Origin of the sequence: Yersinia ruckeri ATCC 29473 (genome assembly GCF_000754815.1) — a bacterium.
GTDB classification, from domain to species: domain Bacteria; phylum Pseudomonadota; class Gammaproteobacteria; order Enterobacterales; family Enterobacteriaceae; genus Yersinia; species Yersinia ruckeri.
Genome location: NZ_KN150747.1, coordinates 2,133,023 through 2,151,963, shown reverse-complemented (window position 1 = coordinate 2,151,963; position 18,941 = coordinate 2,133,023). Strand labels below are relative to the sequence as shown.

Here is an 18,941-nt window from a genome sequence, read left to right as displayed (position 1 = left end):
TATTAGGGTCTTTCCGGCGATATTGCTGCAATTGCTGGCACATCATTGGCAAAACCACGTAATCCAACCACATGAACATGCTCATGATTCTGGAATACTTTACGCACTAATTTATATGTCGTGCCTTTCTCCGGACTGATATTTTCCGGAGCGGCAATAATTAATTGCATTTCTAACCGTTCGCACAGTTCAAACAGCGTTGCGATCGACTTCGCATCCAGACGAGCCGCTTCATCAAGGAACAGCAAGCGGCAAGGCGAAATATCTTTGCCACGTAAACGACGGGATTCTTCTTCCCAACTCTGCACCACCATCACCAGAATCGACATCCCAGTACCGATAGCTTCCCCGGTCGACAATGCACCACTTTCTGCACGTAACCAACCGTCTGCGCCACGGAATACTTCCACTTCCAGCTCAAGATAGTTACGGTAATCCAGCAGTTCTTCACCGATAGTTTGTGGCAAACGCTGGCCCATATCCATCTGCGGATTCAGACGTTGGTACAGCTTCGCCAACGCTTCCGAGAAGGTCAGACGGTTGCTGTTAAACAAATCCTGATGCTGCTCTTGCTGTTCAGACAGAACATCGAGCAAGGTAGCATGGGCTTCACGCACATTGACGTTCAACCGCACGCTTTTTACTTGCCCGAAAGACACCGCCTGCAACCCCTGATTCAGCATCCGAATACGGTTCTGTTCGCGCTGAATGGTTTTGCGAATAATATTCGCTACGCTCTTGGCGCTGATCGCCAGTTTTTGCTCACGAGCGGTCAGTTCTTCCGTCAACCGGCCCAGTTCAATTTCCATCTGTTCAATGGCTTCAACGGGGTCATCGGTGCGGATGATATCTTGACGAATACGCTCACGTAGATGTTGATAAACCGCAATATAGAACTGAATTTTGCGTTCAGGCCGTTTCGGATCTTCCGATAGACGCAGCACATCGCGCAGGTGCTCGTTGTCTGACACTGCCAGGCGCAATGCCCCCAATGCCTTATCCGACATGGAACGCAGCTCGTCACCGTCCATATAGGCCAGTTCACGGCGGTGCAGACGACGCTCAACGCCGTTATCTTTCACCATCCGCATTACCGCACACCAACCCGCCTTCGCATTCACTACCTGTTCACGAATCTGGTAGTAATCCCGCTCCAGCTTACGCAATTTCTTCTGTAAGCTGTCCATCTCGGCTTCACAGAAAGTCAGTTGTTTTTCCAACTGATTGCGCCGTGAGCGGTTAGTGCTCAGTGCCGCATGCAGTTCATCCCGACGCGCACGAGCACGGGCTTCAGCGTTAGCATCAGCCTGCACGCCAATATCCTGTAGCTCTTGCGTTAGCTCTTTGAGCATCTCCCGCTTGGCATCATAGGAACTTTTCAGCGATGCCAGCACTTGGCTATATTGGGTGAACTGCGTCTGATACTGACGTAATTGCTCGCGGGCGCGAGTCCGATCGGCTTCCGCATGCTCCAGACGCTGACGCAGTTTATCGTTTAGATCGGTATTTTCATTCAGCATGCCTGCAGAATCGGTATAGCTAAAGTGCGTCCGACGCTGTACCACTTCCGTTAAAGCGAAAGCCTGCTGCTTAGCCAGACGCTGACTGTTTTGCGCCTGGGTATAGTTTTCTTTCAGTTGTTCATGTTGTTGCGGGTCGCTTTGCAGGACAGACAGCAAAGGTTCCAGTTTGATTAGCGCCTGACCGTGCTGCTGGATATGGCGTGCAGCATCCTGTGCTTCGGCCAATTCTTCACTAATCTCCTCCACCCGATCCTGCAAAGTGTCGTCCAATAGTAGAGAAACCAGAGGAATTAGGCGGTTTAGTGCGGCAATACCTTCTTTTGCCTGATCAAATTGCTGCCGTTGCTGCTGGTTCTGATCTTCGTGCGCATTCAAGGCGCGCTCGATCTCACCACGACGCGTATTCAGTTGACGGATTTCGGCTTCTGGATCAGCATCAAAAGCCACCGCTAAATGGGTACCAATGAAACGACTGAAAGCCTGATGTGCACGCTGGGTTTTCTGCACATCAAATGATAATGTTGCATAGCGTTCTGCCAAGCTATCACGCTCGGCATGCAGGATTTCCAATCGATTTTCCCGCGCCGCACGACCAAATAATGGCACCTCTGGATAACGAGAATAACGCCATTGGCGATCGGCGATTTTCACCACCACCGCTTTATCATGTTCTTCGACGGCAAACACACTGTCATCAAACGACTGCGGGTCCCCTTCGATCAAATAGAGATCTTCCGGGCAATCTTCCAAACCCAATAGTTGATCGCGTACCAAAGACAAATCTGGTACCACGATGCCGTGACGAGAAGGCCCATACAACGCAGAGAAGTACGGCGCATCATCGATGGTGACATCATCATAGATTTCAGACAGCAACACGCCGCCAAAGCGTTCGGCCAGCGCCACCATGCGCGGATCTTCCGCGCCACTTGGCTGGCTGAGACGCTCAATCTGCGCTTCGATTTCACGCTTGCGGCCAGCAACTTCATCACGCTCAACCGTGGTTTCGCGTTCACGCTCAAGTAGTTGCTGCATGTATTCCGTCACCTGACGGCTATCTTCCAGCGACTCGCCACTTTGTTCGCTCAGTTGATTTAGCGCATCCTGTGCCGCCAACCAGACTGGCGCACGGCTGGTGAGGTTTTGAATTTTCTGCTTTATCTGTTCCAGTTCTTGGCGCATTTCCATGCGACGTTCACCGGCATCGGACACGCTGAGGGACAGTTCTTCCACTCGCTGTTCCAGTTCACGCTGCAACTCTTCCAACTCTTCCGGCTGATAAGCCTGAGCCTGGCGTTTGCAGAATTCCTGCAACAGGCGCTCAGCGTCCTGCTGAGAACGTAAACGCTGCTCCAGCTCGGCCAAACGCATCCGTAATGGTTGTACTCGCTCTGCCAGATGCTGTTGAGACGGCCAATCGCGCAGCAATTCACGCGCGGTTTGCCAGGCTTCACTGCGGCTCACCTGACCGGTAATACTCACGACCAGCTGATAGGCTTGCTCGAACTGACTGTGCGCGGCATCTGCAACGCTGAGTTTTTGTTCCAACTGCAACAAGGATTCCGTGGCTTCCTGCTCTTTGGCATGGAAAACGTCTAGCCAATCTTCAGCATTATCCGCCGTCAGTTCAGGTAACTGGCACAGTGCACGCGCACGTTCCAATGCCTGCAATGCCTGCTGGTATTGAATGGCGCGAGTTTGCTGAACATCCAATGCCTGCTGATAGTCAGCCAACTGGCTTTTAAGTTCATCGACTTCCTGCTCAGCCGCTTCCGCTCGGGCTTCATTTTCAGCCTGCTGCTCACTGGCTTCAGCCACCACTTCGTTCTGTTCTTCCAGACGGTAAGTCAGTTCCTCCAAATCGCCTTGGTAACGTTCGATTTTTTCCTGCTGACGCATCGCCGTCTGCACTAGATTCAAGTGATCGCTGGCAGCCTGATAATCCGTTTCCAGATCGGATTCAGCCGTGCTTTGCTCTGCCAATTCCCGCGACATTTCTACATGGCGATATTGTTCTGTCACCAGTTGTTTGCGGCTGGTCAACAAATCTCGGCGCAGCGTTAAAGCACCGTCCAAATGCGTGCGGCGTTCGTTGGCATGACGCATGTAATCCGCAGCCACGTAGGATGTGGCTTCGGAAATCAAATGCTTGAATAAATCGCGATCGGATTGAGTCACACGGATCGCTTCCAGCGTCATGCGGTTTTCCCGCAATGCGGCTTCCATATCCTGGAAGGCTTTACGGACTCCACTGTTTTCCGGCAGCAAGTAATCGCGCAGAGAACGGGTAATGGCGCTGGAGATCCCGCCGTACAGCGAGGCCTCAATCAAGCGATAAAATTTACTACGATCGGCAGAAGATCGCAGGCGTTTAGGAATCACGCCCAGATCAAACATCAGAGAATGATAATCAGTGATGGAGTTAAATTGCTTAAACTGTACTCCTTCCATCTCTTCTACGCGCTCTTTCAACTCGGGTAGTGAAAGCACCCGCGCCTGGCGTTCACCCACCATCTCGGTAAGAATCTGCGTTGGCTGAATAGCCGTTGGCAAGCCCTGAATGGTAAAGGGTTTGATATCCACTTTACGATCACGGCCTGCAACCTGTTGCAAGCGCACGCCGACCACCACGCGCTGATGGCGGGAGTTGATCACATCCAGCGTTGAATAACACACTCCGGCGCGTAGCTTGCCGTGTAAACCTTTATCGCGAGAGCCGCTGGTCGCACCGGCCTCGGTGGTGTTACGGAAATGCAGCAAGGTTAGATCGGGAATCAATGCTGTGACAAAGGCCGCCATCGTGGTGGATTTACCGGCACCGTTCCCTCCAGACAAGGTGGTGACCAACTCATCCAGATCAAAGGTGCGAGCAAAAAAACCGTTCCAGTTCACCAGCGTCAGTGAGCGAAATTTACCGCGTTCAATCATTCCTGTTCATCCTCTGCACTGTCCGCGGCATTCGCCAGGGTTGATTCGTTTTCATCGTTATCGTCTTGCAGCGACAGGCTGTTTTCTACCGCCATCGCTTCACCATCACGAATCATGCGTAACTGTGCTTCGCGTGCGTCGTCACCGCTGCGCACATCGGCACCAAAGCGGAAAACGGCTTCCGTAATGCGAAATTTGCTATTGTCGTTGCCCATAAAGTAGAGCATCCCCAAACGGCGTAAGCGGTTGAGAGAGGTTCGCACTTTTTCTTGCAACTTTTGCTTATCAACATCGGAACCGGTTGAGCGCTGATTAACAAACTTCAGCAATTTGCTCTCATCCGCCAGACTCAGCAGTTCTTCATACATTTCCTGCTGGCTGAAAATACCCTCATGGGCCAGACGTTCCGGGCTAAGGTAGAGATAACACAGAATTTTACCCACCATCATGTCCAGTTCGGAGAGTACCGAACGCGGAATCAACGTGGTTGAACGCGGACGCAAATAGAAGAAACCTTCTGGCGCACGAATGAGTTCAACATTATAACGGCTATAAAACTCTTCCAATTGATCCTGAAAATCCATCAGGAAGGCATGATTATCCAATTCATCAATACCGATATGACGCCCAGCGCGCAGCTGACTGTCTAAAGCCGGAAACAATGAGTTAGCCAATGCCTGTGCCAGTTTAGCTGGCATTACTGATTCAATATTTGTCGATGACATGTGCCTGCACCTTGGCTCCGTAATCATTGATCGCCAGCCATTCTGCCGGTAATCCTGAAAAATCGGCTTCGGCCACACCGAGGCGAACCGCCTGGTCGACCAGGATACGAGCCACGTCGAAATGACGAGCACGCGGATATTGCGCAAGATAGTCGCGCATCACTTCCCCCAGATTAAGCGGTAGCTTCTGCTGTTGGTATACCAGCAAGGCTTGCTCGATCATGGCGGCAATCTGTTCACGGATTTCGTTGAACTCTTCAAATTCGAGATCCGCAGGTAGCTCCCCGGTCACTTCTTCACTGCGCAGCGCCATTTCTTCATCGCGCATATCCAGCATGCGATCGGCGTTGGCGTAGGTCAGCGCCCAAGGGTTGTCGAAGTAGTTCTGTACCGATTGGCGCAAGCGCTGGGAAAACACGCGATTTTTATCCATATCAATCGCAGTACGGATAAACTTGTGAACGTGACGGTCATAACCGATCCACAGGTCGATAGCCTGTTGGCCCCAACTGATAATACGATCCAATTTGCTCTGTAAATCAAAGACCAGTTTATCCACCAGATCCAGACCGGCGTTGCCGATGGTCGCTTCCTGAATACGCAACAAATTGGCCTGCAATTTATCACCAGCGGCTTCCAGCGTATCCTGCAACTCACGCAGCGTGCCTGAAGTTTCGGACAATAACAGCTCACAGCTGGCAATCGCCGCCCGCCAGTCCTGATTCAGCAGGGCAGCAATATCTTCTTTCACGCTGTGTTGCTGCTCATCCATCAGACGCTGGGTCATATCGATACTGTCAAAAATTTCCGCTACCGAGTATTTTAACGGCGCAAATACATTGCGATGCCAGTGAAACTCATCACCACCTTCTTCTGCGGCTTCTGCCGCTCGCAGTAACTCTTGAGCCACAATGGATAACTGCATGGAAAGGCGCAGCGTGGAAAACTCACGCTGGCGAATGTAATAATCGGTAATGCCGATTCCCAATGGCGTCAGGCGGTAGATCGCATTACCATCCGCCAGCTCGCTGGTAAAGCGGTTAAGAATACGCTGCCGAACCATGTCATTGATGGCATTATTCGCCCGGACGGCAACCGTTTCATGGGTTTGTTCAAAGCCTTTACTGACGTGACGAAATGCGTCAATCAATTCGCCTTCACTCATTTCGCCATCCAGCCGCTCACCGTTTAAGGTGGCAATAGCCAGAATAAATGCCAAACGTTCGGTTGGCAGCGAAATCGAGAAATCATTTTTTCGCGCCCAGGCGACCAGTTCGGGTACTGTCTGGGAAAATTCACTCATAGTTGGTCCTTCAGATTCGGCTTAAACGCCATCACATGCACGTAGCGCCCCAAACTGATAAAGGGTTCCTGCCGACAATAGCGCTGTTCCAGCGCCAATAATTCAGCAAATTCTTCGACCTGCTGCTGTTTGTTCTTCAGGTAATCATGAAACACCCGCACCCCCGTCTTTCCGCTAATGGTCATCCCCATTTGCTCAAGCCAGCCATAGACTTTAGGTGGATCCAAAGGATATTGCGGTGACAAAGAACGCCGACGGCGTCTTTTCACATCAGGCGTTGCCAACTGAAAATTACCCAATACGGCATTGCGCATCACCAATCCGTTCGAATTGAAGAACATTAGCGACAGCGCACCACCGGGAATTAATGCATCACAAAGAACCTGCAAAACCTGTTCAGGCTCGGCAATCCACTCCAACACTGCGTGAAACAATACCAGATCAACCGGCTGTTCCAAATGTCGGGTGATATCCTGAGCCGGACTTTGTATAAATTGCATGTTGTGGCTCACACCTTTTTCCTGCGCCGCCGCCGCTGCACGCTGAATCATCTCGCCAGAAAGGTCGCATAACACAACATGGTGACCGAGCGCAGCCAGTTGACAGGCCATATGCCCTTCACCACCACCGGCATCAAGTATCCGTAGCGGTCGCTGTGGCAACTGTGCTAACAGTCCGGTGATATCTTGCCAAACCACCGCCTGACGAATCATTCCCTTCGTCGTGCCATAGATATTGCGCGAGAACTTCTCGGCAATATCATCAAAATTGCGATCCTGCTGCATGAACAACCGCTCCGTTAATGAAATCTACACCCTTCACTTTTCCGTTGTCGCTGGAAGTACAACGGGAAATCTATCGGGTATATAACGATTGGGAAAAAGAGCTCGCCCCAAATATGCTATTTTGGCACAGCCAGACAGAGAATAAATCTTCTTGGGCAGGAATCCCGCCCGGATGCCGTTTTTTCAACCAAAAGGTTCGTTTTTCATGTTATTTACTCTAAAAAAGTACCTCGGCGGGTTATTAATGCCGCTACCACTTTTGCTGATATTGATAGGATTGGCTTTAGTCCTATTGTGGTTCACCCGCTGGCAAAAAAGCGGCAAGATACTAATTACAATAAGCTGTCTGGTATTATTGCTTATTAGTCTACAACCGGTAGCCGATCGTTTATTACTACCTATCGAAAATAAGTATGCCACTTATCATGGCCATGACCGGGTAGATTACATTGTTGTCCTCGGTGGCGGCTATACCTTTAATCCGAATTGGGCACCGAGCGCAAATTTATTTCCGAACAGTTTGCCAAGAGTCACCGAAGGCATCCGACTTTATTTACAGCAACCGGGCAGTAAGTTGGTCTTTACCGGCGGATCGGGGCCTGACGGTGTACAAAGCAGTGCTCGCACCGCAGCAGGGGTTGCAGAAAGTTTAGGTGTACCAGTAACAGATATTATCGCGTTGGAAAAACCGAAAGATACAGAAGAGGAAGCGGCTGAAGTTGCCTTATTAGTAGGAAATAAACCGTTCTTGTTGGTCACATCGGCCAATCATCTGCCTCGTGCCATTAAATTCTTTACCGATAACGGGATGCAGCCAATTCCTGCGCCAGCAAATCAACTGGCGGTGACTACGCCACTGCACAATTGGGAAAGAATTTTCCCAAGCGCTAATGCTCTTTCTCACAGTGAGCGTGCTTGGTATGAAACCTTAGGTCGTCTATGGCAATGGATTAAACAACCATCACCAGATGCGACAGCAGAATAAACGCCACAATCTACGGCATAAATCAACGACATTATGCCAGCCAAGGCAATAACTGGCTGGCAGCAAGATCGAAAAGGGGACGGTCAAAATAACCGGTGTGAATAAATCGCCCCACCAACTCCCACAGTGTGTATAGCCAACGGCGATAGACAAATGCCTCTGATACCGGTGCCTTGCTAAGGTAACGATAAAGTAGCTGAGTCGACATCCCTTCGTCACTCAGGCGGAACAGATCGTATTCGCGGGGAGCCCACAGCACCGGGCCGGGATTCAACATCGCCAGCAATTGATCGCTACGAGAATCTTTCAGCATACTACGCAATGACAAATTGCCGTGAACCAGTACACAACTGTCATCAAAATCAGCGAACAACTGGGATAAGCAAGCACGGGAACGGTAAAGCACCGCGCGATCGTCCCGTGTGATTAACGGTGAATTCAAGTTGCTGACGCTGGCCCAAAGCACTTCTACTCGCTGTTGATACCAGTTGAACCAGTTATTTTCCTGAATGCTGTCCACATTACCAACGCAACCGTGACTGTCAATGCGGTGCCAGGCTAATACGCCTTCAACAATTTGATCCATCAGCGCATTCCAGCGATCCCCGGTTCTTGGAGGTGCCTCTGCCGATACGCCGCGCAACCGCTCCATGAGCAAGATTTCTTTATAGGGCGCCTGATGAGTCATAACCAGCCCGTATACTGTTGGCAGACGAATATCACCTTCCCGCGCCAGCATCGACAGTTTATAGGCTTCTTGCTGAGCAATCCCCTGGCAGACATAGCTTTTTGCCAGTAAAGGAATCGCCTGCCCCTGCCGATCATAAATAGCGTACAAATGGGCATAGGGTTGCTCACTCACGCATTCGAGGCGGGTGATCGACTCGCCCAGTACCACGCTTAATTCAGCTTTTAACTGTTCCATACCTGATTTGCCTATTATTAGCTCAGGGGTGAAATCCCATAATGGAAGCAGGCAAAAGATATTTCCAGAACACAGATCAAACAAAAGGGAGGCAAAAAGAAAAAGCAGTCAATATAACAACGCCGAGAGGACTGGCAACCCGGCGTTTAGAATAAATAAGTGTCCAGGCTCTCACCGTGACGATTAATTAATTACATTTTTTGAGCAGGATTTCCCGAACTCTTTGCAGGTCTTCTAGCGTATCAACACCTACAGTTGGAGCCGCTTCGGCAACAGCAACATGAATTTTTTCGCCGTACCACAGAACTCGCAATTGCTCGAGTAATTCTATTTGCTCCAATTTACTTGGTGCCCAATTAACATAGCGACGAATAAAACCAGCTCGATATGCATAAATACCTATGTGGCGGAGAAAACAGTCACCGATACTGTCTTTAGATTGAGCAAAACGCTCACGCTCCCAGGGAATAGCTGCGCGGGAGAAATAGAGCGCGTAACCCTGAGCATCCATCACAACTTTGACCGCATTCGGGTTAAATGCCTCTTCGCTGCTTTCAATCGGTACCGCAAGCGTGGCCATACCCGCGCGGGATGCAGCCAAATTATTCGCGACCTGACGGATAATAACCGGTGGGATCAGGGGCTCATCGCCTTGCACATTGACAATAATGTCGTCATCAGCAAAACCGTAATGCTCAATCACCTCAGCCAAACGTTCGGTACCAGATTGGTGATCCACTCGCGTCAGACACACTTCGCCACCCGCAGCCTCTACCGCCCGCATCACATCTTCATGGTCCGTTGCAACGATAACCCGGCTGGCTCCAGACTCTAAAGCCCGTTCCATCACGTGAACCACCATCGGTTTACCACCAATATCGGCCAGAGGTTTACCCGGTAAACGGGTTGACGCATAGCGTGCAGGAATAATCGCGATAAAACTCATGCGTGTTTCTCATCGACGGAAAGTGCGCGTGCTTCGTTCTCCAGCAATACTGGAATGCCATCACGCACGGGATAAGCCAGATTGTCGGCTTTACACACCAACTCCAGATTTTCTTTATTAAAATACAGTTTGCCGTTACACACCGGGCAAGCAACAATTTCGAGTAAACGGTGATCCATACACCCTCCGAAGAAGTGGAGTCATAGACAGCGGGAAAGTCTAGGAGGATAGCATATCCCGTCAGACAGGTTAACCAACTCGATATTACATTGATCAAAGGAATATTTAGCTCATTGCAACGCTCAGTCATCCATTGCAACTATCCGTAAATATTATGCACTTTTGGTGTGGTTGTTATTGATATGCTGAAATGCGAAGAGTAGAATTTTGTGATGTACATCACATAACATAACTATTGAGCCAAAGATGAAACTGTTCCATAAAATCATCGCGATGTTCGCTAACTTTAGTCATTAAGATCGTGGTCAGGGTATTGATCTTAATGTAAGCATAAAGAGCACCTGCACCATTATCGCTTTAAAATATTACATCGCTAAAATACAAACGGCTACCGAGGTAGCCGTTTGCTTTAGAAAGCGATCACATCAGCCGCAGAGGGCCCGTGAATACTTTTATAAGTGGAGAACTCAACGTTTTGTCCTTCACTCAGTGATTTATTTTTGGTGTTGGCAATTGCCGTTTTGCTGACATAAACATCCAGCCCACCATCGAGTGGCGAAATAAAACCGTAGCCTTTCAGCTGGTTGAACCATTTCACCCGACCCATTTTTAACATCATAATAAATATCCTTTTACTGGGCATCCTAACAACTCATTTTTATTTATTGTTTAGATGCAGTTGCCCATCCTAAAGTTTTTGATTAAACCTCTATGAGCTTGAATTAATGAAAAAACCCGCATAATGCGGGTTTTATAATTTTTAAATATCCAAGTAAACGGTTAGCGCATTTGCTTTACCGTTTCAGATTCTGGAATATTCTAAACATTATTAATCTCTGAATTACAGAGCAACAACGTTTGCAGCAGCCGGCCCGCGCGGGCTGTCTTCAACGGTATATTCTACACGCTGGCCTTCAGCCAGGGTTTTGAATCCGTCAGTTGCGATTGCAGAGAAATGTACGAATACATCTTTGCCACCGTCATTCTGTTCAATAAAACCAAAGCCTTTGCTTTCGTTGAACCATTTAACTTGACCTGTCTTCTTAGACATAAACTTTACCTTCAAAAATATTAATAACCTGCCACAAGGCACTTATTGCTATATAACATAGCTGGACTGCATTCAGGAACGTTACTTATGGAAGTTGTTTACCGGAGATGTTTAGAAGGTTCGTCTTTGAAGCGGAATCAAATGATAACGGCTTGGGAGAAACTGCTAGTACTTTTTATACTCTCACTACACACTCTTACACATAAATAGGTCTGTATCACAGGCCGAGCGCTATTAAGTCATAAAATATTCAATAGTGCAACTATTTTATCTCTTTATTTTTCCATGGTGGTCATACCCATGAGAGCTCACGCATAAATCCTCAATATTCTCGTGCTGTTAGCCGCCAACTCCCCATCCACAACCTAGACTAAAAGAGGGCTGAATACTGATGCGTAGCGATTTTCTGTTAATACCAAACAACATCCTGCCCACAGTTAATTGATAAATAACACGATAAAAGGAACGACCCTATTATGAACACCCCGCAGCGAGTTCAGCCAGATGAAATCCGCACCGGATTTTCACGTGCGATGTCAGAGATGTACCAAACGGAAGTACCACTTTATAGCACTCTGCTACACATTGTTGCCCAAACCAATAGGCAGGCAATAACTGAACATCCTGAGCTGGAAAAACACTTAACTCGTACCGGCGAAATTGAGCGACTGGCGATGGAACGCCACGGAGCCATTCGCGTAGGGACGGCTGAAGAGCTTGCCATGCTACGACGTCTATTTGCCGTAATGGGCATGGTTCCGGTCGCCTACTATGACTTGGCACCGGCTGGTGTTCCGGTACATTCCACCGCATTCCGGGCTATCCATGAAACCTCATTGCAAACCAGTCCGTTCAGGGTATTTACCTCATTATTGCGTCTGGAACTGATCGATCAGCCAGAGCTACGGCAATTAGCTACCGAAATATTATCTCATCGTACTATTTTCACTCCGCGCGTACTCGAACTCATCCAACGCTACGAAAAAGTCGGCGGTCTCACATCGGATGAAGCCCGAGACTTTATCACTGAGTCTCTGGAAACATTCCGCTGGCATAGCACCGCGACTGTCAGCGCCGAGGTTTATCAACAGCTACACGATCAACACCGCCTGATTGCCGATGTCGTCGCGTTTAAAGGCCCACATATTAATCACTTAACGCCACGAACATTGGATATAGATGCTGTTCAGCGGGCAATGCCTGAGCATCGGATCACACCAAAAGCAGTGATTGAAGGGCCACCGGCACGCCGTTGTCCGATATTATTGCGCCAAACCAGTTTCAAGGCGTTAGAGGAGCAGGTTGCATTCCCACAGGGTAATGGACACAACATTCAGGGTAAACATACCGCACGTTTCGGCGAAATTGAGCAACGAGGTGCAGCGTTAACTGCCAAAGGTCGGGCGCTCTACGACGATTTACTGCAAGCTGCGCAGGATCGACTAGGCGCTCCAGTTAATGAGAAAAATGCCAGCGAATATATGGCTATTTTGGCCGATAAGTTTGCCGTCTTTCCTGATGACTATGCAGAAATGCGCCGCCAGAAGCTGGCATTTTTCCGTTACTTCCCTTCAGGGAAAAAACAGGTGACTACATTACCGACAAGCAATACAAATCTATTAGAAACATTGATTGATCAAGGTTATATCTATTATGAACCTTTGGTCTATGAAGACTTCCTACCGGTCAGTGCGGCGGGAATATTTCAATCCAATCTGGGGGAGAAAACGCAGGGACACTTTAGTGAACACTCAAGTAGGGATGCTTTCGAACGAGATTTAGGTGTACCGGTTTTTGATGAGCTAGCGTTGTATCAAGAAACGCAGCGCCGCTCACTCGTGGACTGTGCGCAGGCGCTGAATCTGCCTGCGCTCCTTCAGAACCAGACGGACTGACTCAATCCCGTGTTTGGCACAGAAAGAGAATATCAGCCAATAATTGCTCAGCCTGTTCTGGTGGGAATTCTGCCGTTACCGGTAAATACCACCAGTTCGGTTGAGCAAATACCCGACATTTGACCGCATCTTTCTCTGTCATCAACAAAGTTTGTGCTGAGGTTGCCAAAGGCTGTAGCTGAGATAACGAAAAATCCTGATGATCGGCGAACGCATATTCTTTCTCTACTATCACATCCAATTGCCGTAACGTTTGGAAAAATCGCGGTGGATGGCCAATACCTGCCATGGCGACGACGGTACCCAGTTCCTGTACCGGTAATCGTTCACCGGTCAGAATATTTACCGCATTTTCAGCTTTAAGCCGCATTGGCACTTCACCTCGTGCCGCAACGCCGCCGTTGGTAATGACTGCATCGACCGAAGACAACCGCCCCGCTCGTTCACGCATCGGACCTGCGGGTAGCCACCAGCCGTTGCCAAAACGGCGAACACCGTCGATAACCACCAGTTCAAAATCCCGTTGCAGAGCATAATGTTGCAAGCCATCATCGGTAATGATCACATCCAGCGCATGATTTTTCAGCAATGCCTGAATCGCCTCTGACCGTTTAGGCGCTACTGCTACTGGCGCGCCAGTGCGCTGATAAATCAATACCGGTTCATCACCAGCCTGCGCCGTTGAAGTCTGTTCGTTCAATACTAACGGGTAGTGATCTGACTTACCGCCATAGCCACGGGAAACGACCCCAACACGCTTAGCGCGCAGGCGAAGTTGCTCCACCAGCCAAATCACTACTGGCGTTTTGCCATTCCCCCCCGCCGTCAGATTACCAACGACAACCACAGGGACAGGAGAGCGCCAGCCAGAGCGCAAGCCTAGTCGATAGCTACTGCGAATAAGCCATGTTACCCCACCATATAGCCAGGATAAGGGTAACAACAGCCAGTACAGCCGCGATTGACCAGACCAAATACGTTCAATCATTGGCCAAACTGCATACGGTTAAGTTGAGCGTAGGCACCTTGGCGAGCCAGGAGTTCCGCATGTTCACCACGTTCAATAATCCGGCCATCTTCGATCACCAGAATTTCATCCGCTTTTTCAATAGTCGATAAGCGGTGAGCAATAACCAGTGAAGTACGGTTTTTCTGCAATTCATCCAGCGCCGACTGAATCGCCCGCTCAGACTCGGTATCCAACGCAGAAGTGGCTTCATCCAAAATCAGAATGGGACTATCGCGCAATAAAGCACGGGCAATAGCAATGCGTTGACGCTGACCACCGGAAAGCATCACCCCATTCTCGCCAATCACCGTATCCAGACCGTTATCCATTTTTTCGATAAAGTCCATGGCATAAGCCATACGAGCAGCTTTCTCTATTTCGGCGCGAGTGTATTGATGATCACGTGCGTAGGCGATGTTATTAGCGACCGTATCGTTGAACAAATGAACATTCTGCGAAACCAATGCGACCTGATTACGCAAAGAACTCAAGGTATATTCACGCAAGTCATGACCATCCATCAGGATGCTGCCAGCACTAACATCGTAGAAACGGGTCAGTAAATTGGCAATGGTGGACTTGCCAGAACCTGAGCGTCCGACCAGTGCTACCGTTTTACCGGCTTTAATCTCTATGTTGATATCAATCAGTGCTGGCGTTTCTTTACCTGGATACTTAAATGTAACGTTACGGAAATCAATGTCACCTTTGACGCGGTCAATTTCCAGTTTACCATCGTCTTTTTCTTGTTCCATATCCAGAATAGCGAATAAAGTCTGGCATGCAGCCATACCACGCTGGAATTGGGCATTCACATTTGTCAGTGATTTAAGTGGCCGCATCAGGGCAATCATGGATGAGAAGACAACCGTAATTGTACCCGCCGTCAGGGTTTCCATTACGCTGGGGAAACTGGCGGCATACAGTACAAACGCCAAAGCAAAAGAAGCGATGAGCTGAATGATCGGATCTGAAATCGACGAGGCAGAGACCATCTTCATGCCCTGTTGGCGCATACGGTTACTGACCGTATTAAAACGCTCGGTTTCAACCTGCTGTCCACCAAAAATAAGCACTTCTTTGTGCCCTTTCAGCATCTGTTCAGCACTGGTTGTCACTTCGCCCATAGTACTTTGCATATTCTTACTGATATTACGAAAACGCTTGGATACCATGCGGATAGCGATAGAGACGATAGGCGCGATAACAATTAATATTAGCGATAATTGCCAGCTGTAATAAAACATCAGAATAAACAGGCCGATAATTGAAGCACCTTCCCTAACCACGGTAATTAACGCGCTGGAAGAAGATGAGGCAACCTGCTCAGAATCATAGGTAATACGTGATAACAACGTACCTGTAGATTGTTGATCAAAAAATGAAACAGGCATGCCCATCATATGGCTGAACAGACGGCGGCGCATGTGCATCACCACTTTTCCTGATACCCATGAAATACAGTAGCTGGAGATAAAACCACTGACCCCACGGACCAGCATCAACCCAATGATCGCTAACGGCATCCACATCAGAATAGAACTGTTCGCCTTGCCAAAACCGTCATCCAGTAACGGTTTCAGCAACGACAGCATAAAGGTATCGCTGGCCGCATTGAGGATTAGCGCTATTGCCGCAGCGATAAGACCGGTTTTAAAAGGAGCGATCATCGGCCAGAGGCGACGGAAAGTCTGCCAGGTGGAGAGATCTTTATCATTCATCATTCAAATACCAGTACCAGAAGAAATAGCGGCCTATTCTACTCATTATGAGCCTCAACACCAAATCGCTGGTGATACCAACGAGGAAATAATTGTTCTCTGTAGCCTTTTATACGCCAGTCTCTGTACGAGAAATCAACGCTAAGTTGCCCTGAAACCGAGGTATCACGCCAAATGATGCCATTTTTCTTATAGCGGTTAACAACCTTTCTCGTGGGTAGATGCCATTGGTTATAGCGAGCGACAGAAGCCAAAGCCAGTTCTGGTTTTATCGCCCGCAGAAAAGGTGCGGTTGACGAGGTATTACTGCCGTGGTGCGGAACCTGAAGTAACGTTGATTTCAGTTTATTGCGAAATTGTTTTACCAGTAGCAGCTCACTTTTTGCTTCCAGATCCCCAGGGAGCAATAAGCTGTGCTTGCCATCACTGACGCGTATCACGCATGAATCATCATTTTGTGCATTAACCACGATTTGAGGTGGCCATAACACTTCGAAATGCAGATCCTGCCACTGCCATTGTTCACCCTGCCGGCAAGGTAAGGTTGCCATTGGCCGCCCGTTATCTGTCATTATAAATGGCGCTCTGATGGTTGCTGAAGGGAATTCGGCACGCAGCGCGTACACACCGCCAGTATGATCTTGGTGATCGTGGCTGAGAATAATCTGCTCAACACGCAACCCTCGCCAGTTAAGATAAGGCAGGATCACCTTATCTGCCATACTGCCCTGTTTCCAGCGATTACCCGTATCAAACACCACTGCTCGCTGTCTGCGCTCAATAACAACGGCCAGCCCATGACCAATATCAAGCATATCAACCCGCCAACCCGCCATATCACGCCGTGATGTCAAAAATATCAGGTTAATACAAAGCACCAATACGCTAACAGAGTGCGAACGCCACCACTGAAATCGCCAGATAACGATGGCAAACCACCCGATAAAACTGAGGGCAAGATAATCTCCCCCTCGCGGTAACCAACTCTGGCTTAACGAATCTAACGGCAGCATAGCCAGGGTCAGTGAGGCATTACTTGCCCACCACCATAATTCCGCCAAATGAGTGCTAGCTGAGGAAATAAGTGCCAATAATACCGTTGGTACGGTTATAAATGACACGATAGGAACCGCCCATAAATTTGCCGGAATTGCAGATAGGCTGATGCCATGAAACAAACCAATTTGCAGCGGCGCGAGCAAGAGCATCATGCCGAGTTGCACATGTAGCCATCGGAATAGCAGTCCGTAGTGACCAGAAGCTCGATGAGAAGACATAGGTGCCCACTGAAACCAAAAGATCAGGCTGAATACCGCAAGACAGGAAAGCCAAAAACTATCCGATAGCACAGACAGTGGTTCGCTTAATAAAATCAGCCCTACAGCCCATAGCCATATTTGCCATGAACTACACAGCACACCGGATAGCCGTAAGGCCAACCATAAGCTCAATGCCAATGCTGCCCTCACAGCTGGAGGATTCGCGCCTGCTAGCCAAGCATACATCAATGCGACTAGCCAACCTGCAATCAATGGAAATACGGGCCGAATCCAATGTGAAGGCAATAAATACTGGACGGCTCTGACCAGAGCATGGCCAAATAAGGCCGCCATAACAATGTGTAAACCCGAGATTGCCATCAGGTGAGCCGTTCCGGTATGACGTAAAATTTGCCACACATTTTTAGACAACCCGGCACGTTCGCCAAAAGCCAGCGCCATCAACAAATGCCGTTGAGTATAAGGCTCCAGTTGTTGTTCTACCCGAAGAATAATACGTTGTCTCAGATTGCAATGACCATCCAGCAATTTTCCATCAATAATCCGACCAAACAGAGGACGTCGATTCGCCACAGCCCAACGTTGGCTGTCAAACCCACCTTCATTAAGTAGGCTATGCACAGCCTTCATGCGGATTTTAAATTGCCATCTTTGCCCCGCGCACCATTGAGAATACTGATCTGGCCAAGCTACAGAAACCGCAATCGGCGGAAAGACTCGTTGCCCAGCAACAGACTCGATATTCAATAGTACTTTAGCGGTATGGCTCGCTCCATGTATTAGCGAAATACTTTTTACCGTCGCGACAATCCATTGATCTCCCTTTACCCATTTTTCGATCTGATCCACTAGGGTGTTGGCATTCCAGCATCCCCATATAAATGCCAAAATGGCTAATGCAATAAATTGTCCGTGATTATTGCGACTAAACCAGAAAAGCAGTGCAAAGACTAATAGCAAGCTGCAAGAAATAAAACCAGGCAATTGGGGTAAGAAAATAAGGGGTAATAGCCCTATAATAATAGCAGTTGCAATCTGATTAATTGGCAGCACAGTATGATAATCATCCTTGATTATTGAACATGATTTCTATTTATCGGTTCCTGGACAGTAAGCTCATTCTCCACAGCAGAACGCCGTATTTCTACCGTGAGATATCCATGTTCAGAGAAGTCTCGAAATTTCTTTCGATATGTTGCAACTATCAGATTCGGGATGCGATGTACTTCAAAATAGTGGCAAATGTGAAAACAGCCAGCGAGATTATTTGGTTAAAAAAGAAGTGGATGTTGAACGATAGGCGACATGGATTTTAGTAAAAGAAAAACGGTGCCATAAAGGCACCGTTTCGTATTTTCACAAGCAATAACCCAGCTAGTTGTAAACAACTTAGCCGTAGATATTAGCGCGATCGCGTAATTCTTTACCTGGCTTAAAGTGTGGAACGTATTTACCTTCCAACTCTACTTTATCACCAGTCTTCGGATTACGGCCAACACGCGGAGCACGGTAGTGAAGCGAAAAACTGCCAAATCCGCGGATCTCAATGCGCTCACCTTCAGCTAATGTTCCAGCCATATGCTCAAGCATTTCTTTCACTGCATCCTCAACGGCCTTAGCCGGTATATGAGATTGCTGGCCAGCAAGTCTTTCAATAAGTTCAGACTTGGTCATATTACCTCCAA

Annotated in this window: 15 protein-coding genes; 2 read left to right on the top strand and 13 right to left on the bottom strand. The window is 48.6% G+C overall.

Annotated features, from left to right (window positions below; all coding sequences use genetic code 11):
• Positions 1 to 2: 2 nt before the first annotated feature.
• From mukB to cmoM, 4 genes are read right to left on the bottom strand one after another with little or no spacing between them, the layout of a single operon-like run.
• Complete coding sequence (mukB, locus tag DJ39_RS09560; RefSeq protein WP_038241548.1) at positions 3 to 4,451, bottom strand: chromosome partition protein MukB; 4,449 nt, start codon at positions 4,449 to 4,451, stop codon at positions 3 to 5.
• Positions 4,448 to 5,176: a chromosome partition protein MukE gene (gene mukE, locus DJ39_RS09555; RefSeq protein WP_038241546.1), complete on the bottom strand. Its 729-nt coding sequence runs from the start codon at positions 5,174 to 5,176 to the stop codon at positions 4,448 to 4,450. The genes mukB and mukE overlap by 4 nt, the downstream gene beginning before the upstream one ends.
• Positions 5,157 to 6,479, bottom strand: a complete 1,323-nt coding sequence (gene mukF / locus DJ39_RS09550; protein ID WP_038241544.1) for a chromosome partition protein MukF — start codon at positions 6,477 to 6,479, stop codon at positions 5,157 to 5,159. Before mukF ends, mukE begins: the two co-directional genes overlap by 20 nt.
• Positions 6,476 to 7,264 carry a tRNA uridine 5-oxyacetic acid(34) methyltransferase CmoM gene (gene cmoM, locus DJ39_RS09545; protein WP_004717386.1) on the bottom strand — a complete coding sequence of 263 codons (789 nt, stop codon included), beginning with the start codon at positions 7,262 to 7,264 and terminating at the stop codon, positions 6,476 to 6,478. Before cmoM ends, mukF begins: the two co-directional genes overlap by 4 nt.
• A gap of 205 nt (positions 7,265 to 7,469) precedes the next feature.
• Between cmoM and elyC the strand changes: the two genes are divergently transcribed.
• Entirely contained in the window at positions 7,470 to 8,249 is a 780-nt protein-coding gene (gene elyC / locus DJ39_RS09540) for an envelope biogenesis factor ElyC (protein ID WP_004717384.1), read from the top strand.
• A gap of 31 nt (positions 8,250 to 8,280) precedes the next feature.
• Here the strand turns inward: elyC and DJ39_RS09535 are convergent, their stop codons facing one another.
• The 5 genes from DJ39_RS09535 to cspE all read right to left on the bottom strand — a co-directional run bounded on the left by DJ39_RS09535 (position 8,281) and on the right by cspE (position 11,351).
• Positions 8,281 to 9,174: a YcbJ family phosphotransferase gene (locus DJ39_RS09535; protein ID WP_004717382.1), complete on the bottom strand. Its 894-nt coding sequence runs from the start codon at positions 9,172 to 9,174 to the stop codon at positions 8,281 to 8,283.
• A 187-nt stretch (positions 9,175 to 9,361) separates the two neighbouring features.
• A complete protein-coding gene (gene kdsB, locus DJ39_RS09530) occupies positions 9,362 to 10,120 on the bottom strand; it encodes a 3-deoxy-manno-octulosonate cytidylyltransferase (RefSeq protein WP_038241540.1) in 759 nt (252 codons plus the stop codon).
• On the bottom strand, positions 10,117 to 10,299 hold the full coding sequence (locus tag DJ39_RS09525) for a Trm112 family protein (RefSeq protein WP_004717378.1): 183 nt from the start codon (positions 10,297 to 10,299) through the stop codon (positions 10,117 to 10,119). The genes kdsB and DJ39_RS09525 overlap by 4 nt, the downstream gene beginning before the upstream one ends.
• 410 nt (positions 10,300 to 10,709) lie before the next feature.
• The gene (locus DJ39_RS09520; protein ID WP_004717377.1) at positions 10,710 to 10,919 is read right to left on the bottom strand and encodes a cold-shock protein; all 210 of its coding nucleotides are present in this window, start codon (positions 10,917 to 10,919) and stop codon (positions 10,710 to 10,712) included.
• Between the two features lie 222 nt (positions 10,920 to 11,141).
• Complete coding sequence (gene cspE, locus DJ39_RS09515) at positions 11,142 to 11,351, bottom strand: transcription antiterminator/RNA stability regulator CspE (protein WP_004717375.1); 210 nt, start codon at positions 11,349 to 11,351, stop codon at positions 11,142 to 11,144.
• A gap of 476 nt (positions 11,352 to 11,827) precedes the next feature.
• Between cspE and hglS the strand changes: the two genes are divergently transcribed.
• A complete protein-coding gene (gene hglS, locus DJ39_RS09510; protein WP_004717373.1) occupies positions 11,828 to 13,246 on the top strand; it encodes a 2-oxoadipate dioxygenase/decarboxylase HglS in 1,419 nt (472 codons plus the stop codon).
• Between the two features lies 1 nt (position 13,247).
• Here the strand turns inward: hglS and lpxK are convergent, their stop codons facing one another.
• The 4 genes from lpxK to ihfB all read right to left on the bottom strand — a co-directional run bounded on the left by lpxK (position 13,248) and on the right by ihfB (position 18,930).
• Entirely contained in the window at positions 13,248 to 14,234 is a 987-nt protein-coding gene (gene lpxK, locus DJ39_RS09505; RefSeq protein WP_038241534.1) for a tetraacyldisaccharide 4'-kinase, read from the bottom strand.
• Positions 14,231 to 15,979 carry a lipid A ABC transporter ATP-binding protein/permease MsbA gene (gene msbA, locus DJ39_RS09500; protein WP_004717369.1) on the bottom strand — a complete coding sequence of 583 codons (1,749 nt, stop codon included), beginning with the start codon at positions 15,977 to 15,979 and terminating at the stop codon, positions 14,231 to 14,233. Before msbA ends, lpxK begins: the two co-directional genes overlap by 4 nt.
• A 35-nt stretch (positions 15,980 to 16,014) precedes the next feature.
• Positions 16,015 to 18,309, bottom strand: a complete 2,295-nt coding sequence (locus tag DJ39_RS09495; protein WP_004717367.1) for a ComEC family protein — start codon at positions 18,307 to 18,309, stop codon at positions 16,015 to 16,017.
• 336 nt (positions 18,310 to 18,645) lie between these two features.
• Positions 18,646 to 18,930 (bottom strand): integration host factor subunit beta, encoded by a 285-nt coding sequence (ihfB, locus tag DJ39_RS09490; protein WP_004717365.1) that lies wholly within the window; start codon positions 18,928 to 18,930, stop codon positions 18,646 to 18,648.
• Between the last annotated feature and the right edge of the window lie 11 nt (positions 18,931 to 18,941).